Consider the following 20,574-nt stretch of genomic DNA (forward strand, 5'->3'; position numbering starts at 1 on the left):
GGCGCCGGGCCTCAGGAAACCGCGACGCAGCCTTCCAGCAGGGCGGTCAGCGCCTCGGCGTCGAGCGAGCCGGTGCGGGCGATCGCCACCAGCACGGTTTCCGACGGCGCCGCGCCGGCCGCCGCCGCCAGGCTGTGGCGCTTGCCGACCATCTGGAACACCGCCCGCTCGCCCGGCCGGTCGGCGAAGGCCAGCACGCCCTTCATGCGCAGCAGGCCGGCCGGCAGGCGGCGGGCGGCGTTGCGGAAGGCGGCGCGGTCGAGCGGCGCCGTACTGCGCCAGGACCAGGCCCGGAACTCCTCGCCGTGATCGTGGTGACCGTGATCGTGCGCATGATCGTGGTCGTGGTGATGGCCATGCGCCGCCGGCCGCCCGGGCGCGACATGCGCGGTCCCGAACAGCACCTCGCGCGGCACCTCGCTGAACCGGGCCGGCAGGAGGCGAATGTTCGGCATCGGCCCGCGCAGGGTGGTCTCGACCGCCGCCAGGTCCTCGGCGCTGGCGATGTCGATCTTGTTCAGCACCACCACGTCGGCCGAGCCGGCCTGCTCGATCGCCAGCTCGGTCGACGCGAAGTCGAGGTCGCGGAACCCGGCGGCGTCGACCAGGCAGAACACCCCGTCGACCGCCGCCCGGCCGCCGAGCGCCGGGTCGAGCACCGCGTCCATCACCGCGATCGGCCGCGACACCCCGCTGGTCTCGATCAGCAGGTGCTCGGGCGCCGGGTCCTGGTCCATCAGTCGGCCGATCGCCTCGACCAGGTCGTCGCGGATCGTGCAGCACACGCAGCCATTGGCCAGCGACACCTGGTCGGCACCGGTCTCGACCACCAGCTCGGCGTCGATGTTGATGGCGCCGAAGTCGTTGACCAGCACCCCGTAGCGCACGCCGCGCGGGTCCTCGAGGATGCGCTTCAGCAGGGTGGTCTTGCCGGCGCCGAGGAAGCCGGCCAGCACGGTCACCGGCGTCGGCACGGCGCCGGTCACGACGGCGTCTCCGGCAGCCGGGTGACGTGGCGCGCGCGGTTCCAGCCGGCGGCGGCCGCGACCGCCCGCTCGGCGTCCTCGGCCAGCATCCGGCCCTCGGCGACCAGCGCCTCGGCGGCCTTGCGAATGGCGGCCTGATACGCCGCGGCGTCGGCATAGCGCTCCAGGATCGCCGGGCGCGGGTCGCCGGTCTGGGCGCGCTCCTCGGCGGTGTCCGGGAACGGGAGGTAGCAGCCGGTGATGCCGACCATCGCCCCCTCACCCAGCTCCGGGCGCCGCAGGCTCCAGCCGGCATAGGTGCCGAGCGGGGCCTGCACCATCGGCGCGCGCTGGCCGGCGCGGTCCAGGCCGTCGGCGTCGGTCGCCGGCACCAGCACCGGGTACTCCTCGCCCTCGATCACACGCGGCGGCTCGTGCTCGATCACCCCGGTCGCGTCCACGTCGGCGCCGAAGTCGAGCTGCTCCAGCCGGCTCGGGCCGCGCGGCAGGGCGATGCCGGGGATCGCCGGGAACCCGGCCCGCCAGGCATCCGCCGTCACCAGGGTACCGTCGGCGACGCTGGGCGCCGTGCTCGGCGGCGGCGGCGTGCCGTCGGTCGCCCAGCGGTCGAGGGCGTCCAGGTTGGCCCGGAAGAACGCCGAGGTGGCGACGGTGTTGTGGAACTGAGCGGCGATCCCGCGCTCGGGCTTCGCCACCAGCGGCGAGGCGTAGTGCTGCGAGCTCGACCACAGCTGCACCCGCACCCCGTCCGGTTGCGGCAGGTCGCGTCCCCGGGAGTCGGTCACCACCAGCGACGCGCGGCGGTGCCAGTACTCGGACGCGCTGTCGGTGTGGATCACCAGCGGGTCGGTGTCCGGCCGCTTCAGGATGGCGTCCTCGCGGCCGGTCAGGTGGTCGGTCGAGCGGGCGTAGGAGAACGGGAAGCGGTCGACCAGGGTGTAGTGGTTCTCGTGCTCCTGGCCCGGCAGCACGGTCAGCTGGGCGAACCGGTGGTTCATCCACATCTTGCCGCCGCCGGCGACATGCGGCAGCACGCCGTCGAACACCCGCCGCCCCTCGGCGTCGGCGTTGAAGCCGAGATAGACGAAGTCGCGGATGCAGCGGCCGGTCTGCGAGCGTCCCCAGGCATAGGCCTTCTCGATCCGCCCGCCACCCTCGCGCAACGGGTTCGGGGTGCCGGCCGCGTCGGCCTCGGCGTGCTTGAGGAAGCTGACGAAGTCGCGCACCGCCAAGTGGCCGAGGCCGAGCACCCGCGGATCGCGGGCCTCGTAGATCAGCTCGTAGATCCAGCCGGTCTCGAAGCCGGCATGCAGGTGCAGGTGACTGTCGGACGGGATCACCGCGCGGTCGCGCCCCAGGCCGTCGACCGCCGGGGATTCCTCGATCCGCGAGAACGACCAGGCGTCGGCCGGGATCGACTCGCGCCGGCTGGCGGCGTAGCGGCGGCGGGTCAGCGCCGCCCCGGCGGTGTCGAGCGTGGCCGCCGGGTAGCTGCGGGACGGCGCCAGGCCGCTCAGCGGCAGCACATGGGTCCCGGGCGCGTTGACGATGTATTCGACCCGCACCGTCCCGGTGATCGGCCGGCCGGCGTCGGTCGCCACCGGCACGTCCAGCAGCATGCGGCCGTCGCCGGGCAGCAGGTCGCCCTGCCAGGCCAGCCAGGCCACCGTGTAGCCGCGCCGCATCAGGAAACCGTTGCCGGCGTGCTCGATGGCCGAGGGGCTGTTCGACCCGACGGCGTCGTTGAAGAACTGCAGGGCGCGCTTGTTGCCGCGGTTGCCGTAGTCGAAGAACACCCGGCCGTTGCCGCGCGCCGCCTCGACCGGCTTCAACAGGCAGAAGTCGGCGCTGTATTCGACCAGCCCGTCGCCGTCGCGTGGGGCCTTGTCCAGGTCGACGATGCGCGGCTGCCCGCCGTTCGGGTCGGCCCGCAGCCGGACCCGGCCGGTCAGCCGCTCATAGGCGCCGGCGTCGCCGAAATCGTGGCCGGCGGCGAACGGGACGCGCTCGTCGATCGACAGGGTGGGGGGCACGCTCATGACGGCCGGCCTTTCGGGCTTGGGGGCGGCGGCAGCGATGCCGCGGGAAGGATCTAGACGATACGGCGTCGGCGCCCCCGGGTTCAATCGGCACGCCGCCGCCCTTGACGGCTGCCGGGCGCGCTTCCGACACTGGCGCCGCGCGCGCTTCCCAGGAGACCCCCGATGGCCGACCCCGATTCCTTCGCCGCCGGTGCGGCCTTCGTCGACGGCGGCTTCGTGCCGATCGGCCGGGCCGCGGTCTCGGTGCTCGACTGGGGCTTCACCAAGTCGGACGTGACCTACGACGTGGTGCATGTCTGGCGCGGATCGTTCTTCCGCCTGGACGACCATCTGGCGCGCTTCGCCCGCTCGATGGCGGCGCTGCACATGAGCATTCCCTACGGCGTCGACGAGCAGGCCGGGATCCTGGCCGAGTGCGTGCGGCGGGCCGGGCTGCGGGATTCCTACATGGCGATGGTCACCACCCGCGGCGTCCCGCTGCCCGGCATGCCGCGCCGCCCGAGCCTGATGAGCAACCGCTATATTGCCTACGCGATCCCGTGGATCGACGTGATCCCGGTCGACGTCCAGGAGCGGGGCGCCCACCTGATCGTGGCAAAGACCCCGCGGATCGCGAGCGAGAGCGTCGATCCGACGGTCAAGAACTACCACTGGGGCGACCTGGTGCAGGCGATGTTCGAGGCCGAGGCCGCCGGCGCCGACAACGCGGTGCTGCTGGACGCCGACGGCTACGTCACAGAGGGCCCGGGCTTCAACGTATTCGCGGTGCGCGACGGCAGCGTGGTGACGCCCGACCGCGGCGCCCTGGAGGGCGTGACCCGGCAGACCGTGATCGACATCTGCGGCGAACTCGGCCTGCCGGTGCGGATCGCGCCGATGACCCGCGACGACCTGCTGGCGGCCGACGAGATCTTCACCTCGACCACCGCCGGCGGCGTCATGCCGGCCGCCCGCATCGACGGCCGGATCCTGCAGAACGACCGGCCGGGCCCGGTGTCCCGGCGGATCCGCGAGACCTACTGGCGCTGGCACGAGGAGGGCCGCCACCTGACCCCGGTCGCCGACCTCGCCTGGACGCCGGCGAGGGCGTCGTGACGGCGCGGCGGGTCCGACCGATCGGCTGGTTCAGTTGAATTTCGCGAGGAATGCGGTCGGCATCAGCTCGACGTGACTGGCGAGCGGCGGACGCAGCTCGAAGGCCCGCGCCTGCCGCGAAAAGTTCCAGAGCCTGAGGAGACACCAAGCGTCGCGCCGTTCCTCGGAAACCGCCAGCTCGTTCCGCGAGATATGAAACGGCGTCCGCTCCCAGCCGTTCGTGGTCTTGACCTCGATCAGACGCTCACGCCCGTCCGGCTCGAAGCTGGCGATGTCGTAGCCGGCGCCATCCCCTTCCTCCGCCGCCGCCCATCGAACCCGCCGGGCCAGATCGTTCCGCCCCACCTGGATCAACGTGGACCGCTCGTGCAGGAACACTCGCTCCTCGCCGGCACGACCGAGCGCCCTGTTGCGCTCGTCACGGCCGGCCGCATCGAGCCTCATGGCGACCATCCTCGCCTTCTCGATATCCGTTGGCGGTGCCTCGTTGCGCATCGTCGGAGCGGGGCCGATCCAGAGGCTCGGCGCTTCCGCGAACGCGGTCCCGGCAGGGTCAAGAACGCGAGGCGGCCGTAGCGACCACTCGGGGTGCCGCGCGGTCCAGCGAGCCACGGCCTCCACCAGATCCATCTGGAAGTTGGACCGGGGCTTGTACCCCGCAATCCACTCCTCTCCGTAACACCGGAGCACCGCCGAGATGTTCTGATGCTTGAACTCTATGGAACCGCGCCCTCGGCCGATCAGCTGCTGCAGATCCCGGTTGTTCGCCGCCTTGTTGTAGGGGCGTCCAGCCAGGTCGTCCGCGAGCATCGAGAAGTACCGCGCCACGATGGCGTCGTTCTCCTGGTCGCTCCAGTCTTCTCCCGGCATTCATCCGCCCCGGCAATGCCCGGGTATCCTGCCACGATTCGTGGAATGGGTGTCGAAATGACGGCGGGAACTCCCGTGTTGCCCCCTTATCCCGCCCGCGCGAAGCTGGCGGCCTGGGCCTCGGCCCAGGGCAGGGCGAAGGGCTGCAGGCAGTCGGGCCGGGACAGCTGCCCCGGGGTCAGCCGGGAATGCAACAGGCTGGCCGGGTCCGACGTGCGCAGGTGCAGCAGGTCGACGGTGATCCCGTCCGGCCGGTCGAGGCCCATGGCGCCCAGCATCTCGCCGAAGCCGACCAGCGTGTTGCGGTGGAAGTTGGCGACCCGGACCGCCTTGTCCGGCACCACCAGCGCGCGCTGCCGGGTCGGGTCCTGGGTCGCCACCCCGGTCGGGCAGCGGTTGGTGTGGCAGGACCGCGCCTGGATGCAGCCGATCGCGAACATGAAGCCGCGCGCCGAGTTGCACCAGTCGGCGCCGAGCGCCAGCGCGGTGGCGATGTCGGCGCCCGAGATGATCTTGCCGCTGGCGCCGATCCGGATGCGGTCGCGGATGCCGGCCCCGACCAGGGTCATGTTCACGAAGTGCAGGCCCTCGCGCAGCGGCATGCCGACGCTGTTGGTGAACTCGACCGGCGCCGCCCCGGTGCCGCCCTCGCTGCCGTCCACCACGATGAAGTCCGGGTAGATGTCCTCCTGGGTCATGGCCTTCACGATCGCCATGAACTCGTGCGGGTGGCCGACACACAGCTTGAAGCCGACCGGCTTGCCCGCGCTCAGCTCGCGCAGGCGCCGCAGGAAGTGCACGAACTCCACCGGCGTCGAGAACGCCGGATGCGCCGCCGGCGACACGCAGTCGACGCCCATCGGGATGCCGCGGGCCTCGACGATCTCCGGGGTGATCTTGGAGGCCGGCAGCACGCCGCCATGGCCGGGCTTGGCGCCCTGCGACAGCTTGACCTCGATCATCCTGATCTGCGGGTCGGCGGCCTGCTTCGCGAACTTGTCGGGATCGAAGCCGCCGTCGTCGGCGCGGCAGCCGAAATAGCCGGAGCCGAGTTCCCAGATCAGGTCGCCGCCATGCTGGCGGTGGTAGCGCGAGATGCCGCCCTCGCCGGTGTCGTGGGCGAAGCCACCCAGCTTGGCGCCCTTGTTCAGGGCCTGGATGGCGTTGCCGCTGAGCGCGCCGAAGCTCATCGCCGACACGTTGAACAGCGAGATCGCGTAGGGCTGCCGGCAGGCCGCGCCGCCGACCGTGATCCGGAAGTCGAAGCTTTCCGGGTGGCGCGGCGCCAGCGAGTGGGTGAAATAGGCGTATTCCGGCTTGTAGACGTCCTGCTGGGTGCCGAACGGCACGGTCTGCACCGCCTGCTTGGCGCGCTGGTAGACCAGCGACCGCTGCTCGCGGTTGAACGGGAAGGCGTCGGCGTCGCTCTCGATCAGGTACTGCCGGATCTCCGGCCGGATGCCCTCGAACAGCCAGCGCATATGCGCGATGACCGGATAGTTGCGCAGCAGGCTGTGGCGGGTCTGCCGGAGGTCGTACAGGCCGAGCGCCGACAGCGGCCCGGCGACGGCGAGAGCGACCCAGCCGTACCAGACGCCCGCGGCACCGAGCACCGCCCCGATCGCCGCCACCGCGATCAGGACCGCGAAGACCGAATAGCGCATGTTCCCTCCCCGAGGGCGGCCTTCGGTCCCGCCCCGCGCCGATCGCGGTTGCCGGGGCCGTGACGCCCTGTTTGAAGAAGAGCGTATTCCCGGGACATGAAAAGGATATTAAGAGCGGCCGGGGCGGCGCCCGGCCCCGGACGGCGCCTTTCGCGCTCGACGAGCGCTGCCGATCGCGCAGAGGCTGACCACGTGGCCGGCGACTCGCATGACGAACAAGCCTCCCGGCAGTATTCCAGCGCCCGGATCCTTGCATCGGACAGGGATCGCCGGCAGCGATGTCCTCGGCGGTCTCCGAACAATCCAGCCCTTTCCGAGAGACTATCGGATCGAGTGGTCCTCTTTCGTACCCACTGGTCCCTGCCGAGTCAGTTCGTTCAGAGTCGATAGCAGATCGACGATCCGGAACGGCTTTCGGATGATCCGCGTGTCGATCCCCGTGAAGGACAGATCGTTCATCTCCGAGCCGACGTAACCGGAGATGAACAGGGCCGGCAGGTTCGGTCGAGTTCTGCGAACCGCCCTAACGAATTCAAGGCCGTCCATGGGGCCCGGCAACCTGACATCGCTCAGAATCGCGGCCACGTCCTCGGTCGAGCCCTGCAGGTGCTCGAGCGCTTCCGTCGGCAACGGGAACGCAGTGACCTTCAAGCCGAGTTGGGAGAGCCCTTCCTCAAGGAATGAACGGACTTTGTCATTGTCTTCGACCAGCAATATCGCCTGGCCTGACCCGTATGGGATGGACAGCGGCACAGACTGCCGGTCAGTGCTCGCGCCCGTTTCCCGCCTGGGGAGAAAGAGGCTCAGGACCGTTCCCACCCCTTGCTCGGACTGAATCGTCACGGAGCCCCCCGAATCTTCGGCGAAGTCGCGAATGATCGCGAGCCCGAGGCCCGTACCGCCTCGGGTCGATTTGGTCGTGACGAACGGATCGAAGACCCGCCCCAGGATCTCCGAGTGGATGCCGGTACCGGTGTCGGAGATGGCGAGCCGCATCATCGGGTTCGAGTGCCCCGCCCGGCCGACGTCGGAGAGCGACAGCACGATCTGGCCTCCGTCGGGCATCGCGTCCCGCGCGTTCAACGCAGCGTTCAACACCGCCGTCTCCAGACGGACCTTGTCCAGCCGACCCACCGCCTGGTCGAGTTCCGGCCGGAACTCGATCTCAACCTGCGTCCCGACCACCCGCGAAAGCGTCGGCAGGAACTCCCGGATAGTGGAAACCAGATCGATATCGATCGGTGACCTGAGTTGCCGATTGAAGAAGGCGAGCAGCCTCTCCGCCAACGCCGCCCCGTTCTCCACGGACAGATGCGCCCGCTCGATCAATCGACTGGCATCGGGCGTACTGCCGTATCTGAGCTTCAGGATGTCCAGATTTCCGGAGACGACCGACAGTAGGTTGTTGAAGTCGTGCGCGACTTCGACCAGCACTCGGGACAATGTGGCTTCCCGTTCCGCGCGAATCAGCCGTTCGCGTATATCGTTGACGGCTGAGATGTCCTGCACGGTTCCGCGAAAGCGGATCGGTCGACCGCCCTCGTCGAACTCGTGGCGTCCATGCTCAAGAACGTGACGGACCGTCGCGTCCGGCAGGACGATTCGATGCTCGATCTGGTATGGCATGCCGGTTTTCCGCGAGCCGTGGATGGCGGCGTGGACCGTCTCCAGGTCATCCGGATGTATTAAACGATCAAATCCATCCAATGACGGCCGGAAGACCTCCGGATCGACGCCGAATACTATGTAGGTCGCGCTCGACCAGCGCAGCGCCCGGTCCGTAAGGTCGACTTCCCAATAGCCGATTCCGGTCAATTGCTCGATCAGGGTGAGCCTCTGCCGTACTTCGTTGTCCGGTAGCGCCCCGGGCGGATTCTTGTCCATTTACGTCTGACCTGTCTGAATTCTCGCCTCTCAGACGACCGACTTGCGGAGCGCAGACGCAACCGCGTCGGCTCGGTTCCGGACCCCAAGAACATCGAAGATCCGAGAAACGTGCTCCTTCACCGTAGCCTCCGAAATGCCGAGATCCCTGGCGATCTCCTTGTTCGTCCTCCCGTCGACGATCTGGCGGAGGATCTGCATCTGGCGGGCGGTCAGCACGGGCGGCGGCGGACCGGACCGAGCTTGCTCATGCAGACTCAGCGTCCGTGCGATCGCTCCCGACAACGGCGGAAAATAGGACCCGTTGCGAAACACCTTGAGAACGATATCGAGAACGGATCGGGCGCCGAAACTCTTCGGGACGTAGCCTGCCACCCCGATAGACCGAGCGGCCTCCAGTTCTGCTTCCGTGACCGCGCCGGAGAACAGGACGACCGGAACGCCCGGGTACCGCTCTACGACCCGCTTGATGCCGTCGACGCCCGTACCGCCGGGCATCCTGAAATCGATGAGGATCAGATCCGGGACATCATTGGACTCCAGAACCGACAATGCCTCTGAATAGTTCCCGGATTCCAGCACAATCAACCCTGGTACGGACTCTCGAAAAAACTCGGCAAGAGTTTCTCGGAGAACGGCATGATCGTCGACAATCAAAAGGCGTTTCATTCGATTCTCTCGGACTTGACGGCAAAGCTCTCGTTCGCGGCACTCGACCCTACCCTACTATCGTAGGGGGCCCGATCCTTCAAAACTCAACGAAATGCACATCGATTGCCGCCAATGCTCCCGGGTACGGCCACCACAGGAGCTTTGATATGTCTCAGGCGTCAGGCGTTGACAGTACCGACCTCGCAAATCGTCTCCACTTCATGCGGACGAACGATGAGACGACGAAGATCCTGCGCGATACGTGGGGGCTCATAGAGCCGGCGCTTCCCGGCATCCTCGAGCGATTCTATCGGCATGTCCTGACGGTTCCCGCCCTGGCCGCCCTCATCGGCGGCAAGTCGGCATCCCTCACCGCTGCCCAGAGCGCCCACTGGAAGAGGCTGTTCACCAGCGGCTTCGACGCAGGGTATGTCGAGAGCGTCCGCCGCATCGGTTCGGCCCACAACCGCATCGGCCTGGAGCCCCGTTGGTACATCGGCGGTTACAGCTACGTCATCTGCGAGCTGATCCACGTCATCGTAAGACACAATCGCTGGTCGCCCTCGAAGGCCTCGTCCGCGATCGCCGCCGCCACCAAGGCCGTCATGATCGACATGGACTTTGCGATCTCCGTCTATCAGGAGGAGATGCTGGCCGAACGCCAGACACGCCAACGACATGTCGACCAATCCATCCAGGAATTCAGAGGCGAGAGCGAAGAAGCGCTGCGGCTCGTCGGCGACGCGGTCGCGGAGATGCGCGGTGTGGCGCAATCGATGATCAGCATCGCGCAGCGGACCACGGACCATTCCCTCAGCGTCGCGGCCGCGTCCGAACAAGCGTCCAGCAATGTCCAGACCGTCGCCTCCGCAGCGGAGGAGCTGTCTTCCTCCATCGTCGAGATCGATCGACAGGTCGGAGAATCCACGCAGATCACGACGACCGCGGTTGCGAACGCCGAGCGCACCAACGACCAGATCCGGGGCCTCGCGCAAGCGGCGCAGAAGATCGGCGAGGTCGTGAAGCTCATCAACGACATCGCCAGCCAGACGAACCTGCTCGCGCTGAACGCGACGATCGAGGCGGCCCGGGCCGGTGAAGCCGGCAAGGGCTTCGCGGTGGTCGCATCCGAGGTGAAGTCCCTCGCCACCCAGACCGCTCGGGCCACCGAGGAGATCTCGGGCAAGGTTTCCGAGATGCAGTCCGCAACGACCGGCGCGGTCGATGCCATCCAGGAGATCACGGATACCATCCGCCGGATCGACCAGATATCGACCTCGATCGCATCCGCGATCGAGCAGCAGCGAACCGCGACGGCGGAGATCGCCCAGAACGTCCAACAGGCGGCCGTCGGGACTCAGGAGGTGTCGAGCACGATCGTCGAGGTGACATCCGGCACCCGCGAGGTCAGTGAACGCGGGAGCGGGGTGGCCGACTCCGCAACGGTGGTGACCGAGCGTACGGACCGGCTGCGGGCGGACATCGAGGCCTTCTTCGAACGGATCCGGGCGGCGTGATGAGCCGCCCCCTCTCGAAGCAGCCGACACCCGGCGCTCCTGCCGAATCCGCCGAGGCTCGGAACAATCGAAAGCCGACCCGAGAACTCCCGCCATGGACGCTAATATGAGCCTGGCTCTGTTCGACACGCTCGAGGAAGCGGTCGTCGCCGTGAACGATCAAGCTGAGATCATCTTCGTGAACTCGAGCGCCACAAGGCTCTTCGGCTACAAACGATCGGAACTCCTCGGTCAATCTCTGGATGTCCTGCTTCCTGAGCACCATCGCTCGAAGCATGCCGACTATTTCGCCGGGTTCCGGGAAAGCGGCGTAGCGGCCCGGATGAAGAGCGAACGAGCCGCCGTGCGCGGTAGGCGAACGGACGGATCGGAATTCGACGCCGAAGCTTCGATCTGCCGGTCCGAGTTCGGCGGGCAACAGGTCTTCATCGCCGTGCTGCGGGACGTTACGAGGCGCAAGGCCCACGAGCATGAACTGATCGAGGCTCGGAAGGCCGCCGAGGAGGCGAACCGGCACAAGTCGATGTTCCTGGCCGGGGTCAGCCACGAGCTACGTACGCCGCTGAACGCCATCATCGGGTTCGCCGAAATCATCCGGGACGAGGCGTTGGGCCCCGAGGCCGTCAGGAAGTACCGGGAGTATGCGGGTGACATCGCGAGCAGCGGTGTCCATCTCGCGGCGGTAATCAACGATCTGATCGATCTATCGCGTGCGGAATCGGGCATGCAGGCCGTCGACCCCGATCTGATCGACCTTCGCGACCTCGCAGAGCAGTGCATCCGAAGTCTTCGTCCATTGATCGAGGAGAAGGCGATCCGTTGCAGCACGCACATCCCCGAGACGGCGCGATCGCTGAGGGCCGACCGCAAGGCCGTCCGTCAGATGCTGATAAACCTGCTGTCGAACGCGATACGGCACACGCCGGCCGGGGGTTCGATCGATATCGTCGCCGCTCTCGATTCCGATGAAGAGCTGGTTCTGCGCGTTCGGGACAATGGCGCCGGCATCCCGGACACCAAACTGCCCTGGGTTACGATACCGTTCAACAGCGACCGCAACTATGTCGCGTCCCAACGCGTCGGGACGGGGCTCGGGCTCGCAATAACCAAACGGCTACTGGAGCTTCACGATGGCAGGATGACGATCCGTAGCACGGTTGGTGCAGGCACGACCGTGGATCTGATTTTCCCGAGGCGTATGAAATAAGGGGGGGGGGGGGCAATTCCAGATATTGAAGTTCTCTTCTCGGCAAGAGTGAAAAGGAAACAAGACACCCAAGAGAATATGATTCGCTACTCTATTCAATCCTTGCCATCGTTGCTTGCCGAAGAACGGTTCACCCGAACCAGCGAGGCATTCGTCCGTCACATGCCACTGACCGGCACCCGAGGCAGACAGGGTTCAAGTTATTCCGATTGTTGCTGGCTCACTTCCTGGAGGGCGACGGGTCCGTCGCGTCGGGCCTGAAGAACCTCGTGAAGCGGAGTTGGCTGTCCATCTCCCAGAACCAGTCCGACGAGGCCGTCGCAAAGTCGCGAACACGCTCCTCGTTGGTCAGCGCCAGGCTCAGCGCCTCCTGCAGCCGCAACTCGTCCCGTTTGAGCTCGGTGACGTCGACGCCGGTGCTGAGGACCCCGGTGACCTCGCCATCCCGGCCCCGGATCAGGACGTTGCGCCAGGTTATAGTGAGCCTGCCGCCGGCTTTCGTGGTCACCTCGCTGATGGACGTGACGTCGAACCCGCTGACGCCGATCACTCTTTGGCTGAACCGACGCTTCAACTCCTCGCGTGTGTCGGCGGCGATCAGGACGTCGTAGCAGTTCCGGCCGATCACCTCATCGGCCTCGAAGCCGAACAACTCCAGCGCCACGCGGTTGATCGCGACGACCGTGCCGTCGACGGCAAGCTCGAGGACGATCGTCTGCGAGGCTTCGAGAAGCAGCTCGGCGCGCTGCCGACCGGACTCGACCACCTGCAGGGCCCGCTCCCGATCGCGCACCGCGCCGCGCAGGTGAGCGAGCATCCGATTGAAGGACTCGGCCAGACCGCCGATCTCGTCGCGCCGGGCGAATTCGATGTCCGGTTGCGAGGCTATGTTGCCCGCGGCAACCGCCCCCGCGGCCTCGCGGAGTTCGTCGAGGGGCACGATCACCGACCTGCCATACACCAGGGCGACCAAGGCAACGGCGATCAGGGCACCGACGATCACGGCGAGATTGCTCTGCCGCGCCTTGATGAACTCGGGCATGTAGGTCTTCTTGGATACCGTCGTGACCACGATCCAATGGAGCCCCCATTCGTCGCGGAACGGCGCGACGCCGAAGTCTTCGGCCTCCCCGCCGACCTCCACCGACTGGGTATGTCTGCCGGTCAGTGCCGCGAGCTGAGGGAACCGCGCTTCGATGGCCCTGGCGGCCGCGGCGATGGCCGGCGACGCGCTGTCGCGGGCAAGGCGGCGGACCCCGGTCGGCCTCCCACCGTCGTCGACCAGGAACGGTCGCTCGTCGAAACCGGAAGCGACGAGGAAGCCCTTCGTGTCCATGATGAAGGTCGATGCCTTTGCGGAGCCGTCGGAATCCCGCAGGAAGCGATCCAGGGAAGCGACGAAATGGTCCGCCCCGAGCACGCCTCGCGGGGTGCCGTCCGGCCCCGACAGCGGCATGCTTGCCGGGAGCGACATGTCGTGGCCGGTACTGAGCACGTAGATGTCGCCCCATGTCGGTCGACCGGCCTGTTCCGCCGCTTCGAACCAGGGCCGCCGCCGGCTGTCGAAATCCTCCAGCGTGAGCAGTTCGGCACCTCGCTCGGCGTTCTTCGTCGCCGCGAACTTCCGCAGCGTCCCGGCCGCGGAAGCGTCGGTCGCCATGAAGTAGGGGTCCTGTTTTCGGCCGTCGTGCCCACCGGCGACGAGCCCGCCGTCCAGACCGCCCAGATACATGCTCGACACGACATCGGACGCGAGCGCGGCTTCGAGGAGCAGCCTCTCCGGAACGCCCGCCTCCGGTCGGTCGGCGCCGAGCCGCTCGATCGTCCGACCCGTCTTCAGAAGGTCGCCGCGCGCCGCCGCGAAACGGTGCTCCAGGTGATCGAGCGTGTGCGTCAGCCGCTCCAACTGAAGCCTCTCTGCCAGCGTGGCGGCAGCGTGACGGCCCGCGGTTTCCGACAGATACGCCATCGCCGCGCCGGCGATGACGACCAGCAGCGAGACCGTGACCGCGAACGTAGTTACGAGAGAGGAACGCCACATGGGATCCTGCTGCGCTGGAATGCGTAGGAGTCGGCGACCCCGGACACATGCCGCATGTTCCGACTGAACGGTCAGGGGGAGTCTACGCGGGCCGTATCGGCTCCACAAACCGGCATCCGGCCGCCGCCGTCCACGCGGAGCGGGACGCTCCTGGCGCGGCGCTGCCGGGTTCGCTGGGCCCCCACGACGACGCCCCGCGCGACGTTCTTCGCTTTCCGCCAGGGCAAGGATGGCGCACTGTCGCCAGCTCGAAGAACCGCCGGGCCCCGGAAAGTCCTCGCCGAATGTCGCGACTTGGCGATCAGAATGGAAGAATATGTAATTAGCTATTGAGTTTAATTTACCCTATTGGTTGATCTAAGTGTGAGCCGTGCCCCCGGTCCCAGCGGATTGGACCGGAGGCAACGAAGGTCGCTCGAATGTCTGACGCAGTCGTGCTTGTGGTCGATGACGACCCCGACATACGCAGCACTGTCTGCGCGATCCTGGAGCGCGACGGCCTCTCGGTGATCGAGGCTGCGACCGGCACCGACGTGGATGACGCCCTGAGCCGCCGAGCACTGTCGGCAGTGGTGCTCGATCTCCGCCTCAACGGCGAGGACGGCATGGAGATCGCCAAGCGCATCCGGAGTCGGTCGGGCGTTCCGATCGTGATCCTGTCCGCCAACGACGATGTGATCGACAAGGTGGTCTGCCTCGAGATCGGAGTCGACGACTACGTCACCAAGCCGTTTCACGCCCGGGAATTCAGCGCTCGCGTCCGCAACGCCATCCGGCGGAACCCGCAACAGGGCAGGAACGATCCCCCCGTTCCGCCCGCACCGTCGAACGCAATCACCTTCGGGGACTGGCGCTATGATCTCGAGTTCGGGACGCTGCATTCCCAGGAGACCGGCGAGGTCATCCTGACGACCTACGAGCACAAGATTCTCAGGGCCTTCGTCGAGCAACCCAGGAAGGTGTTCTCCCGCGACGCGTTGCTCGATCTCACCGCCGGCCGCGACTGGAGTCCATTCGATCGCAGCATCGACGTCCTGGTGGCGAAACTGCGGAAGAAGCTCGGCGACGACATGAAACAACCGCGATATATCAAGACCATACGCGGCGAGGGCTATAGCTGGTTGGTGAATGTGTCGACCGCCCGGCTCGACCTGTAACCGCCATAAAATCCGATGGCGGCATCCGACCGGTGAGGTTCTTCCACTGTCACTGTGCCTGTGAACGCAAATAGCCCCGCCGTAACGGCGAGGCTAGGGGTTCGGTACATTTGGTTGCGGGGGCTCGATGCCAGCTTGGTTTGCGGGTGGATTGGGCGATCGTATAGCCATGTGAGGTCGGCTCGGCTCCGGCAGGGTCGCGGATTGTCGGGTTGTCGTCGCCGTTCAGCAGGAACGCTCCAAGCGCTACGGCACCGTGACTCCCGCCAGCACTTCAGCTTCCTCCGCTCCCCTGCCAAGCCAACCCGCCCGCCGCGTGGCGTATTCGGCTCCCCACGCAGATCGCCAATCGGAATCCAATTCAAGGTTGGCATCAGAACGAAATCGTTAACAAAATTTAAATCTGAGATTGACATATTTCGTCCGTCGCCGATAACGTCAACCGTAAGTTGGGTGCATAAGGCGAGGACGAGATGGCAACAGTGCCGGGCGGCATTTTCGATCCAGGGACGAATGTCGGGATCGACGACACCCAAGGAAACTTGATCTCCGGGTTTCTGGACACGCTGGGCATCGCCGAGACCCAGATCACGACGGTGACGATCGACCCCACGACGACCAACACGATCGACGACACCACGCCGGTCGTAACGTTCTCGGCCCCTACCGGACAGACCACGAATGTCGTGCTGTCCGGGACCGGCGGCAAGACCGTCGTACTCACCGGCAGCGGCAATGCCAGCATCGTCGGCGGCCAAGGTAGTGACAGCGTTCTCGGAGCGGCGGGCTCCGACAGCATCACCGGCGGCCTCGGCGACGACCAGGTCCTCGGCGGCGCCGGCAACGACGTGCTGTTCGGTGGCGAGGGCACCGACCTACTGTACGGCAACCTCGGCAACGACGCGATCGGATCGGACCAGGGCAACGACACGTTCTACGGCGGCCAGGGCAACGACACGATCACCGGCGGACTCGACGACGATATCCTGTTCGGCAACCGCGATGCGGACGTGCTCTACGGCAACCAGGCGAGCGATATCGTCTACGGCAACCAGGAAGCGGATACGCTCTATGGCGGTCAAGGCAACGACGTCGTCTACGGCGGCCAGGGCGACGATATCCTGTACGGCAACAAGGGCGACGACAGCCTGTTCGGCAACCTCGGCGGCGACGTGTTCTCATTCCAGTCCGCCGACGGGACCGATGTCATCTACGACTTCCAGTCGGGTCAGGACGTCATCCAGATCGCCAGCAACATCAACGGCCTGAGCGTGGCCACGGCGGCCGATCTGGTTTCGCGGGTCAGCAGCGACGCCAGCGGCAACGCGGTCATCGACCTCGGCGATGGCCATCAGGTGACGGTCGTCGGGGTCTCGGCCGACGATCTGCAGGCCAACATAAGCACGATCATCCAGATCGTCTGAATGCCCCTACAGACCTAACGATCGGGGTGACTGGCAACGGTCACCCCGACTTTTTTTGCGTGATCGCGATGTCTCCCCTGCGACTCGACGTATACGACCTGCCATGCGGAATCGTCATGGTCGCCGCCGGCCTTCCCGCGGACGCTGACCCGACGATGCCAGGGCCCACAGCCCCGGACCTGCGGATCGATGGTCGCCCCGCCACCGGCGGCTGGCTGTTCCACCGCGGCAACACCGCCGACGGCGGCGTGCGGTTCACCTGGATCGGGCGCACCGGCGAAGCCGGCCGGCGAGCCGTCGGCTTGGCGGTCGGCACGGACAAGGGCGCGCGCGACCCTTTGCCGGCGGCGCCGGCCGGGTTGCTCTCAATCACCGACTATCTGTCCGGATACGCAGCAATCGGCGACCGGATCGGCCTGGTCCGGCAGCTGGTCGAGAGTGCACCGTCGGTCCTGCATGTCAAAGGGCACGAAGCGTTCGAGGCGCTGCGGATCGAAGCTCTGAGAACAATTCTGGCGGAGGCCACACAGCAGTCGCCCGCCACACTGTTCACGCTGCCGGGAAACATGAAGCTGGCATTGATCGGGGAGCCGTCCGAGCCGGTCGAGGCCGTGGCGGTCCTGGACGCCGGCAGGGTCACGCGCTCGCCCTTCCGGCCGGTCGGTTTCACCGTCAACGGGCGCCGCCAAACGGCGCTACTGGTACCGGCCGGCGGTCGCGCGGTCGCAGCCTTGCTCGGCCGACACTCGATCGTCTCGGTACGTCTCGGCCGCGCCGTATCGCGCCAGGGCCCAGGCGACCTTAGCGCGCTCCTGCGCGGCCAGCCGGGGTGGGGCGCGGACCTGATCCGCTACCTGCTCACCGTGCTGGCCCCGTATGCCTCCGGACAGCCCGAGATCGCGGGGCTCCTCGACGAACTGGCGGCATTGATGCCTCCCACGCCGGTACCGGCGCCCGTCGCCGACGGTGCGCCAGCCGTGTCGCTGTCGACCGCCTTTGCAGCGCCTGGAGGCTCGCTGGTGGTGACCGGCACGCTGCACGATCCGGACGGCCTGATCGCGCGCCTGGAGTGGACGGCCGGCGGCGCTATGACCGTGGCGATCGACCGCGCGGCGCTGCTGTGTACGCCTTCACCGGGCCCGGCCAGCGGCCACCGCCTGGGCTTCGTAGCAACCGCTGCAGTACCGTCGGCGGCGCAGCGGTTCAGGCAGCACCGCTTCGACGTCGTGCTGCGCAGCGGCGCCCGCGTGGAGACGGTCGCACCGCCGGTCCCGTCCGGCAGCGCGGCCGCCCGGGACGTGCTGCTGCGGTTCCTTCATGAACATCCCGCCGACGACCGGCTGTTTGCGCGGCTGCAGCCGCTGGTTGCCGAGTTGCACGCCGCGCATCTGGCGCGCCCGCGGATCGCCGAGGACCTGGCGGTCGGCGAGCTGCCGCCGGACCCGCCGGTGACGGTGGTGATCCCATTGTACCGGACGCTGACCTTTCTGCGTCATCAGGCCATCGCCTTCGCGCTCGATCCGGCGATGCGCGAGGCCGAAGTGATCCTGGTATTGGATTCACCGGAGCAGCGCGACGAGCTGCTGGCGATCCTCGACGGCCTCGGTGCGACATACGGCTTCAGCGCACGGGTACTGGTGCATTCCGCCAATCTGGGATACGCCCCTGCCGTCAATACCGGCGCCGCCGCGGCGCGCGCGCCGAAACTGGTCCTGATGAACTCCGACGTGGTGCCGGCCGACGACCGCTGGTTGCCGGCGCTGCTGCGGCGGTTCCGGCGCTCAAGGCGCGTCGGGGCCGCCGGGCCGAAGCTGCTGTACGGCGACGACTCGCTGCAGCATGCCGGCCTGACCTTCGCCCGCGACCGCGAGGGCCGCTATTACAACACGCATTTCTACAAGGGCTATCCGCGCAACTACCCGGAGGCCAGACGGGCCCGGGCCGTGCCGGCGCTGACCGGCGCGTGCCTGATGCTCGACACGGCCGTGTACCGGTCGCTCGGCGGCATGTGCGAGGACTACGTCGTCGGCGACTTCGAGGATTCGGACCTGTCGCTGCGGCTGGCGGCCGAGGGTCTGCGCCTCTGGTACGAGCCTGCGGCGGAACTCTACCACTATGAGCGGGAATCCATCGTCCGAAACGCCAGCTACACCGACACGGCCGCCTGCAGATACAACCAGTACATCCACACAACCCGCTGGAAATCACAACTCCAGAGGGTTATTAATTTAAATCTGAGGTTATCATCAAGCGTGGCCATGGGGAGAGGCTAGCAGGATGAGGGACGGTACGCCGGGGACGCGTGAACTGCGTCTGCAGCAGGCCCTGCGCCGCTGCTGGCCCGGGGTGTTGTTGGCGCTCGCCCTCAGCTTCGTGATCAGCCTGGCGATGCTGATCCCGCCGATCTACATGCTCAACATCTTCAGCAAGGTCCTGGACAGCGGCAGCATCGGTACCCTGCTCGGGCTGTCCGGCCTGGCCCTTGGCGGCATCGTTCTGTATGCGGTGTTCAGCTTCCTGCGCGACCGGCTGTACATGGTGCTCGGGCGCTGGCTGGAACGCCAGCTCGGCGAGGAACTGATCGAGGCGGTTGTCGGACAGTCGCTGCGCGGCGGCGGCAATCCGGCGCAGTCGCTGCGCGACATCGCCGATCTGCGGAGTTTCGTCTCGGGGGCGGCGCTGACCGCCGGCCTGGAGTTGATCTGGAGCCCGCTGTTCGTCGGCTTCCTGTTCCTGCTGCACCCGGCCTACGGGCTGCTCTGCCTGGGCGGCGGCGCTGTGCTGATGGTGCTCGCCGTGCTGAATGAGTTGCTGACCCGCGAGCCGGTGCGCGAGGCCAACAGCCGAGGCGTCGAGGCGCATGCGCGGATCGGCAACGCCCTGCGCAACGCGGAGGTGATCCGCGCCATGGGCATGATGCCGGCGGTGATGCGGCTGTGGCGCACCGACAACGCCCAGGTGCTCGAACTCGGCGACCGGGCCGGTCTGATCGCCTCCGCCATGCGGTCGATCTCCCGCGGGGTCCGGCTGGTGCTGCAGATCGCGACCTTCGGCCTCGGCGCCTATCTGGTGCTGGCGCATGAGGCAGCGCTGGGGACGCTGATCGCCGCCTCCATGCTGACGGCCCGCGCTCTGGCGCCGATCGATGCGCTGATCGGCGGGTGGCGGCAGTTCGTCACCGCCCGTCTCGCACTGCGGCGATTGGGGGAGATGGCACGCCTCGACGAGGACAGCCGCGAGGGACGCACCGAGCTCGGCCGGCCGGAGGGCCGGCTGGAACTGGACCGGACTGTGTTCATCCCGCCGGGACAGTCGCGGGCGGTGATCAAGGGCGTGCGCCTGGAGATCGCCGCCGGCGAGACGGTGGCGCTGATCGGTCCGTCGGGCGCCGGCAAGTCCACGCTGGCGCGGCTGATCGTTGGAGTCTGGCAGCCGACCGGCGGTGCGGTCCGCCTGGACGGCCACGACGTCGCCACCTGGAGCCGCACCGAGTTCGGCCGCCATATCGGCTACATGCCGCAGTCGGTCGAGCTGTTCCCGGCCACCATCCGGCAGAACATCGCACGGCTGGAGGACGGCGAGCCGGCGCGGGTCATTGACGCCGCCCGCCAGGCCGGCATTCACGCCCTGATCGGCCGCATGCCGAACGGCTACGACACCGATCTCGGCGACAACCTGCACCTGCTGACCGGCGGCCAGCGCCAGCGCCTGGGGCTGGCCCGGGCGCTGTACGGCGACCCGGCGCTGCTCGTGCTCGACGAGCCCGACGCCAACCTGGACACGGAGGGGCAGGACGCCCTTCTGGAGGCGCTGCGCCACGCCAAGCGCCGCGGCTGCACGGTGGTGCTGGTGACGCACCGTCCGGCGCTGCTGGCCAGCAGCGACCGCGTCGTGGTGATGAAGGAGGGGGCGATCGAGCGCATCACGACCGCCGAGGCAGTGCTGCGTGGCCCGCCGCCGGTGGCGGCCGCACCGACCGTCCTGGCGGCGGCCCCGGCCATGCCGCCGGGCCAGGCCCAGGGCGCGGGCTGAGGCG

At 67.5% G+C, this 20,574-nt stretch carries 14 protein-coding genes; 7 read left to right on the forward strand and 7 right to left on the reverse strand.

What is annotated here, in order from left to right; all coding sequences use genetic code 11:
* Positions 1–11: 11 nt before the first annotated feature.
* Positions 12–986 carry a CobW family GTP-binding protein gene (locus RIC31_RS22690; protein WP_350113370.1) on the reverse strand — a complete coding sequence of 325 codons (975 nt, stop codon included), beginning with the start codon at positions 984–986 and terminating at the stop codon, positions 12–14.
* Positions 983–3,025 (reverse strand): alpha/beta hydrolase domain-containing protein, encoded by a 2,043-nt coding sequence (locus tag RIC31_RS22695; protein WP_350113373.1) that lies wholly within the window; start codon positions 3,023–3,025, stop codon positions 983–985. Before RIC31_RS22695 ends, RIC31_RS22690 begins: the two co-directional genes overlap by 4 nt.
* A 165-nt stretch (positions 3,026–3,190) precedes the next feature.
* Here RIC31_RS22695 and RIC31_RS22700 point away from each other — a divergent pair, with 165 nt between their 5' ends.
* Positions 3,191–4,123 carry an aminotransferase class IV gene (locus RIC31_RS22700; RefSeq protein ID WP_350113376.1) on the forward strand — a complete coding sequence of 311 codons (933 nt, stop codon included), beginning with the start codon at positions 3,191–3,193 and terminating at the stop codon, positions 4,121–4,123.
* 30 nt (positions 4,124–4,153) lie between these two features.
* On the opposite strand, the gene RIC31_RS22705 is transcribed toward RIC31_RS22700, so the two are convergent.
* The 4 genes from RIC31_RS22705 to RIC31_RS22720 form a co-directional block, all read right to left on the reverse strand.
* Positions 4,154–4,993: a protein NO VEIN domain-containing protein gene (locus RIC31_RS22705; protein ID WP_350113379.1), complete on the reverse strand. Its 840-nt coding sequence runs from the start codon at positions 4,991–4,993 to the stop codon at positions 4,154–4,156.
* A gap of 86 nt (positions 4,994–5,079) precedes the next feature.
* Positions 5,080–6,657: an FMN-binding glutamate synthase family protein gene (locus RIC31_RS22710; protein WP_350113382.1), complete on the reverse strand. Its 1,578-nt coding sequence runs from the start codon at positions 6,655–6,657 to the stop codon at positions 5,080–5,082.
* Between the two features lie 321 nt (positions 6,658–6,978).
* Positions 6,979–8,541: a PAS domain-containing hybrid sensor histidine kinase/response regulator family protein gene (locus tag RIC31_RS22715; protein ID WP_350113385.1), complete on the reverse strand. Its 1,563-nt coding sequence runs from the start codon at positions 8,539–8,541 to the stop codon at positions 6,979–6,981.
* Positions 8,542–8,571: 30 nt separating this feature from the next.
* Positions 8,572–9,210 carry a response regulator gene (locus RIC31_RS22720; RefSeq protein ID WP_350113388.1) on the reverse strand — a complete coding sequence of 213 codons (639 nt, stop codon included), beginning with the start codon at positions 9,208–9,210 and terminating at the stop codon, positions 8,572–8,574.
* A gap of 149 nt (positions 9,211–9,359) precedes the next feature.
* On the opposite strand from RIC31_RS22720, the gene RIC31_RS22725 reads away from it, so the two are divergent.
* The gene (locus RIC31_RS22725) at positions 9,360–10,709 is read left to right on the forward strand and encodes a protoglobin domain-containing protein (protein WP_350113390.1); all 1,350 of its coding nucleotides are present in this window, start codon (positions 9,360–9,362) and stop codon (positions 10,707–10,709) included.
* A 106-nt stretch (positions 10,710–10,815) separates the two neighbouring features.
* Positions 10,816–11,916: a PAS domain-containing sensor histidine kinase gene (locus RIC31_RS22730; RefSeq protein WP_350113393.1), complete on the forward strand. Its 1,101-nt coding sequence runs from the start codon at positions 10,816–10,818 to the stop codon at positions 11,914–11,916.
* A 220-nt stretch (positions 11,917–12,136) separates the two neighbouring features.
* On the opposite strand, the gene RIC31_RS22735 is transcribed toward RIC31_RS22730, so the two are convergent.
* Positions 12,137–13,957 (reverse strand): PAS domain S-box protein, encoded by a 1,821-nt coding sequence (locus RIC31_RS22735; RefSeq protein ID WP_350113396.1) that lies wholly within the window; start codon positions 13,955–13,957, stop codon positions 12,137–12,139.
* A 419-nt stretch (positions 13,958–14,376) separates the two neighbouring features.
* Between RIC31_RS22735 and RIC31_RS22740 the strand changes: the two genes are divergently transcribed.
* The 4 genes from RIC31_RS22740 (at position 14,377) to RIC31_RS22755 (ending at position 20,570) form a co-directional block, all read left to right on the forward strand.
* Entirely contained in the window at positions 14,377–15,114 is a 738-nt protein-coding gene (locus RIC31_RS22740) for a response regulator (RefSeq protein ID WP_350113399.1), read from the forward strand.
* Positions 15,115–15,587: 473 nt separating this feature from the next.
* Entirely contained in the window at positions 15,588–16,538 is a 951-nt protein-coding gene (locus RIC31_RS22745; protein WP_350113402.1) for a calcium-binding protein, read from the forward strand.
* 116 nt (positions 16,539–16,654) lie between these two features.
* The gene (locus tag RIC31_RS22750) at positions 16,655–18,811 is read left to right on the forward strand and encodes a glycosyltransferase (RefSeq protein ID WP_350113405.1); all 2,157 of its coding nucleotides are present in this window, start codon (positions 16,655–16,657) and stop codon (positions 18,809–18,811) included.
* 4 nt (positions 18,812–18,815) lie between these two features.
* Positions 18,816–20,570, forward strand: coding sequence for a type I secretion system permease/ATPase (locus tag RIC31_RS22755; protein WP_350113407.1), 1,755 nt, complete (start codon positions 18,816–18,818; stop codon positions 20,568–20,570).
* Positions 20,571–20,574 lie beyond the last annotated feature (4 nt).

This window comes from Thalassobaculum sp. (genome assembly GCF_040219615.1).
Taxonomy (GTDB): Bacteria; Pseudomonadota; Alphaproteobacteria; order Thalassobaculales; family Thalassobaculaceae; genus Thalassobaculum_A.

Coding starts and splice junctions, on each gene's coding strand:
- RIC31_RS22705 (WP_350113379.1), bottom strand. CDS start 4,993: ATGCCGGGAGAAGACTGGAGCGACCAGGAGAACGACGCCATCGTGGCG.
- RIC31_RS22700 (WP_350113376.1), top strand. CDS start 3,191: ATGGCCGACCCCGATTCCTTCGCCGCCGGTGCGGCCTTCGTCGACGGC.
- RIC31_RS22725 (WP_350113390.1), top strand. CDS start 9,360: ATGTCTCAGGCGTCAGGCGTTGACAGTACCGACCTCGCAAATCGTCTC.
- RIC31_RS22745 (WP_350113402.1), top strand. CDS start 15,588: ATGGCAACAGTGCCGGGCGGCATTTTCGATCCAGGGACGAATGTCGGG.
- RIC31_RS22755 (WP_350113407.1), top strand. CDS start 18,816: ATGAGGGACGGTACGCCGGGGACGCGTGAACTGCGTCTGCAGCAGGCC.
- RIC31_RS22720 (WP_350113388.1), bottom strand. CDS start 9,210: ATGAAACGCCTTTTGATTGTCGACGATCATGCCGTTCTCCGAGAAACT.
- RIC31_RS22695 (WP_350113373.1), bottom strand. CDS start 3,025: ATGAGCGTGCCCCCCACCCTGTCGATCGACGAGCGCGTCCCGTTCGCC.
- RIC31_RS22715 (WP_350113385.1), bottom strand. CDS start 8,541: ATGGACAAGAATCCGCCCGGGGCGCTACCGGACAACGAAGTACGGCAG.
- RIC31_RS22750 (WP_350113405.1), top strand. CDS start 16,655: ATGGTCGCCGCCGGCCTTCCCGCGGACGCTGACCCGACGATGCCAGGG.
- RIC31_RS22740 (WP_350113399.1), top strand. CDS start 14,377: ATGTCTGACGCAGTCGTGCTTGTGGTCGATGACGACCCCGACATACGC.
- RIC31_RS22710 (WP_350113382.1), bottom strand. CDS start 6,657: ATGCGCTATTCGGTCTTCGCGGTCCTGATCGCGGTGGCGGCGATCGGG.
- RIC31_RS22730 (WP_350113393.1), top strand. CDS start 10,816: ATGAGCCTGGCTCTGTTCGACACGCTCGAGGAAGCGGTCGTCGCCGTG.
- RIC31_RS22735 (WP_350113396.1), bottom strand. CDS start 13,957: ATGTGGCGTTCCTCTCTCGTAACTACGTTCGCGGTCACGGTCTCGCTG.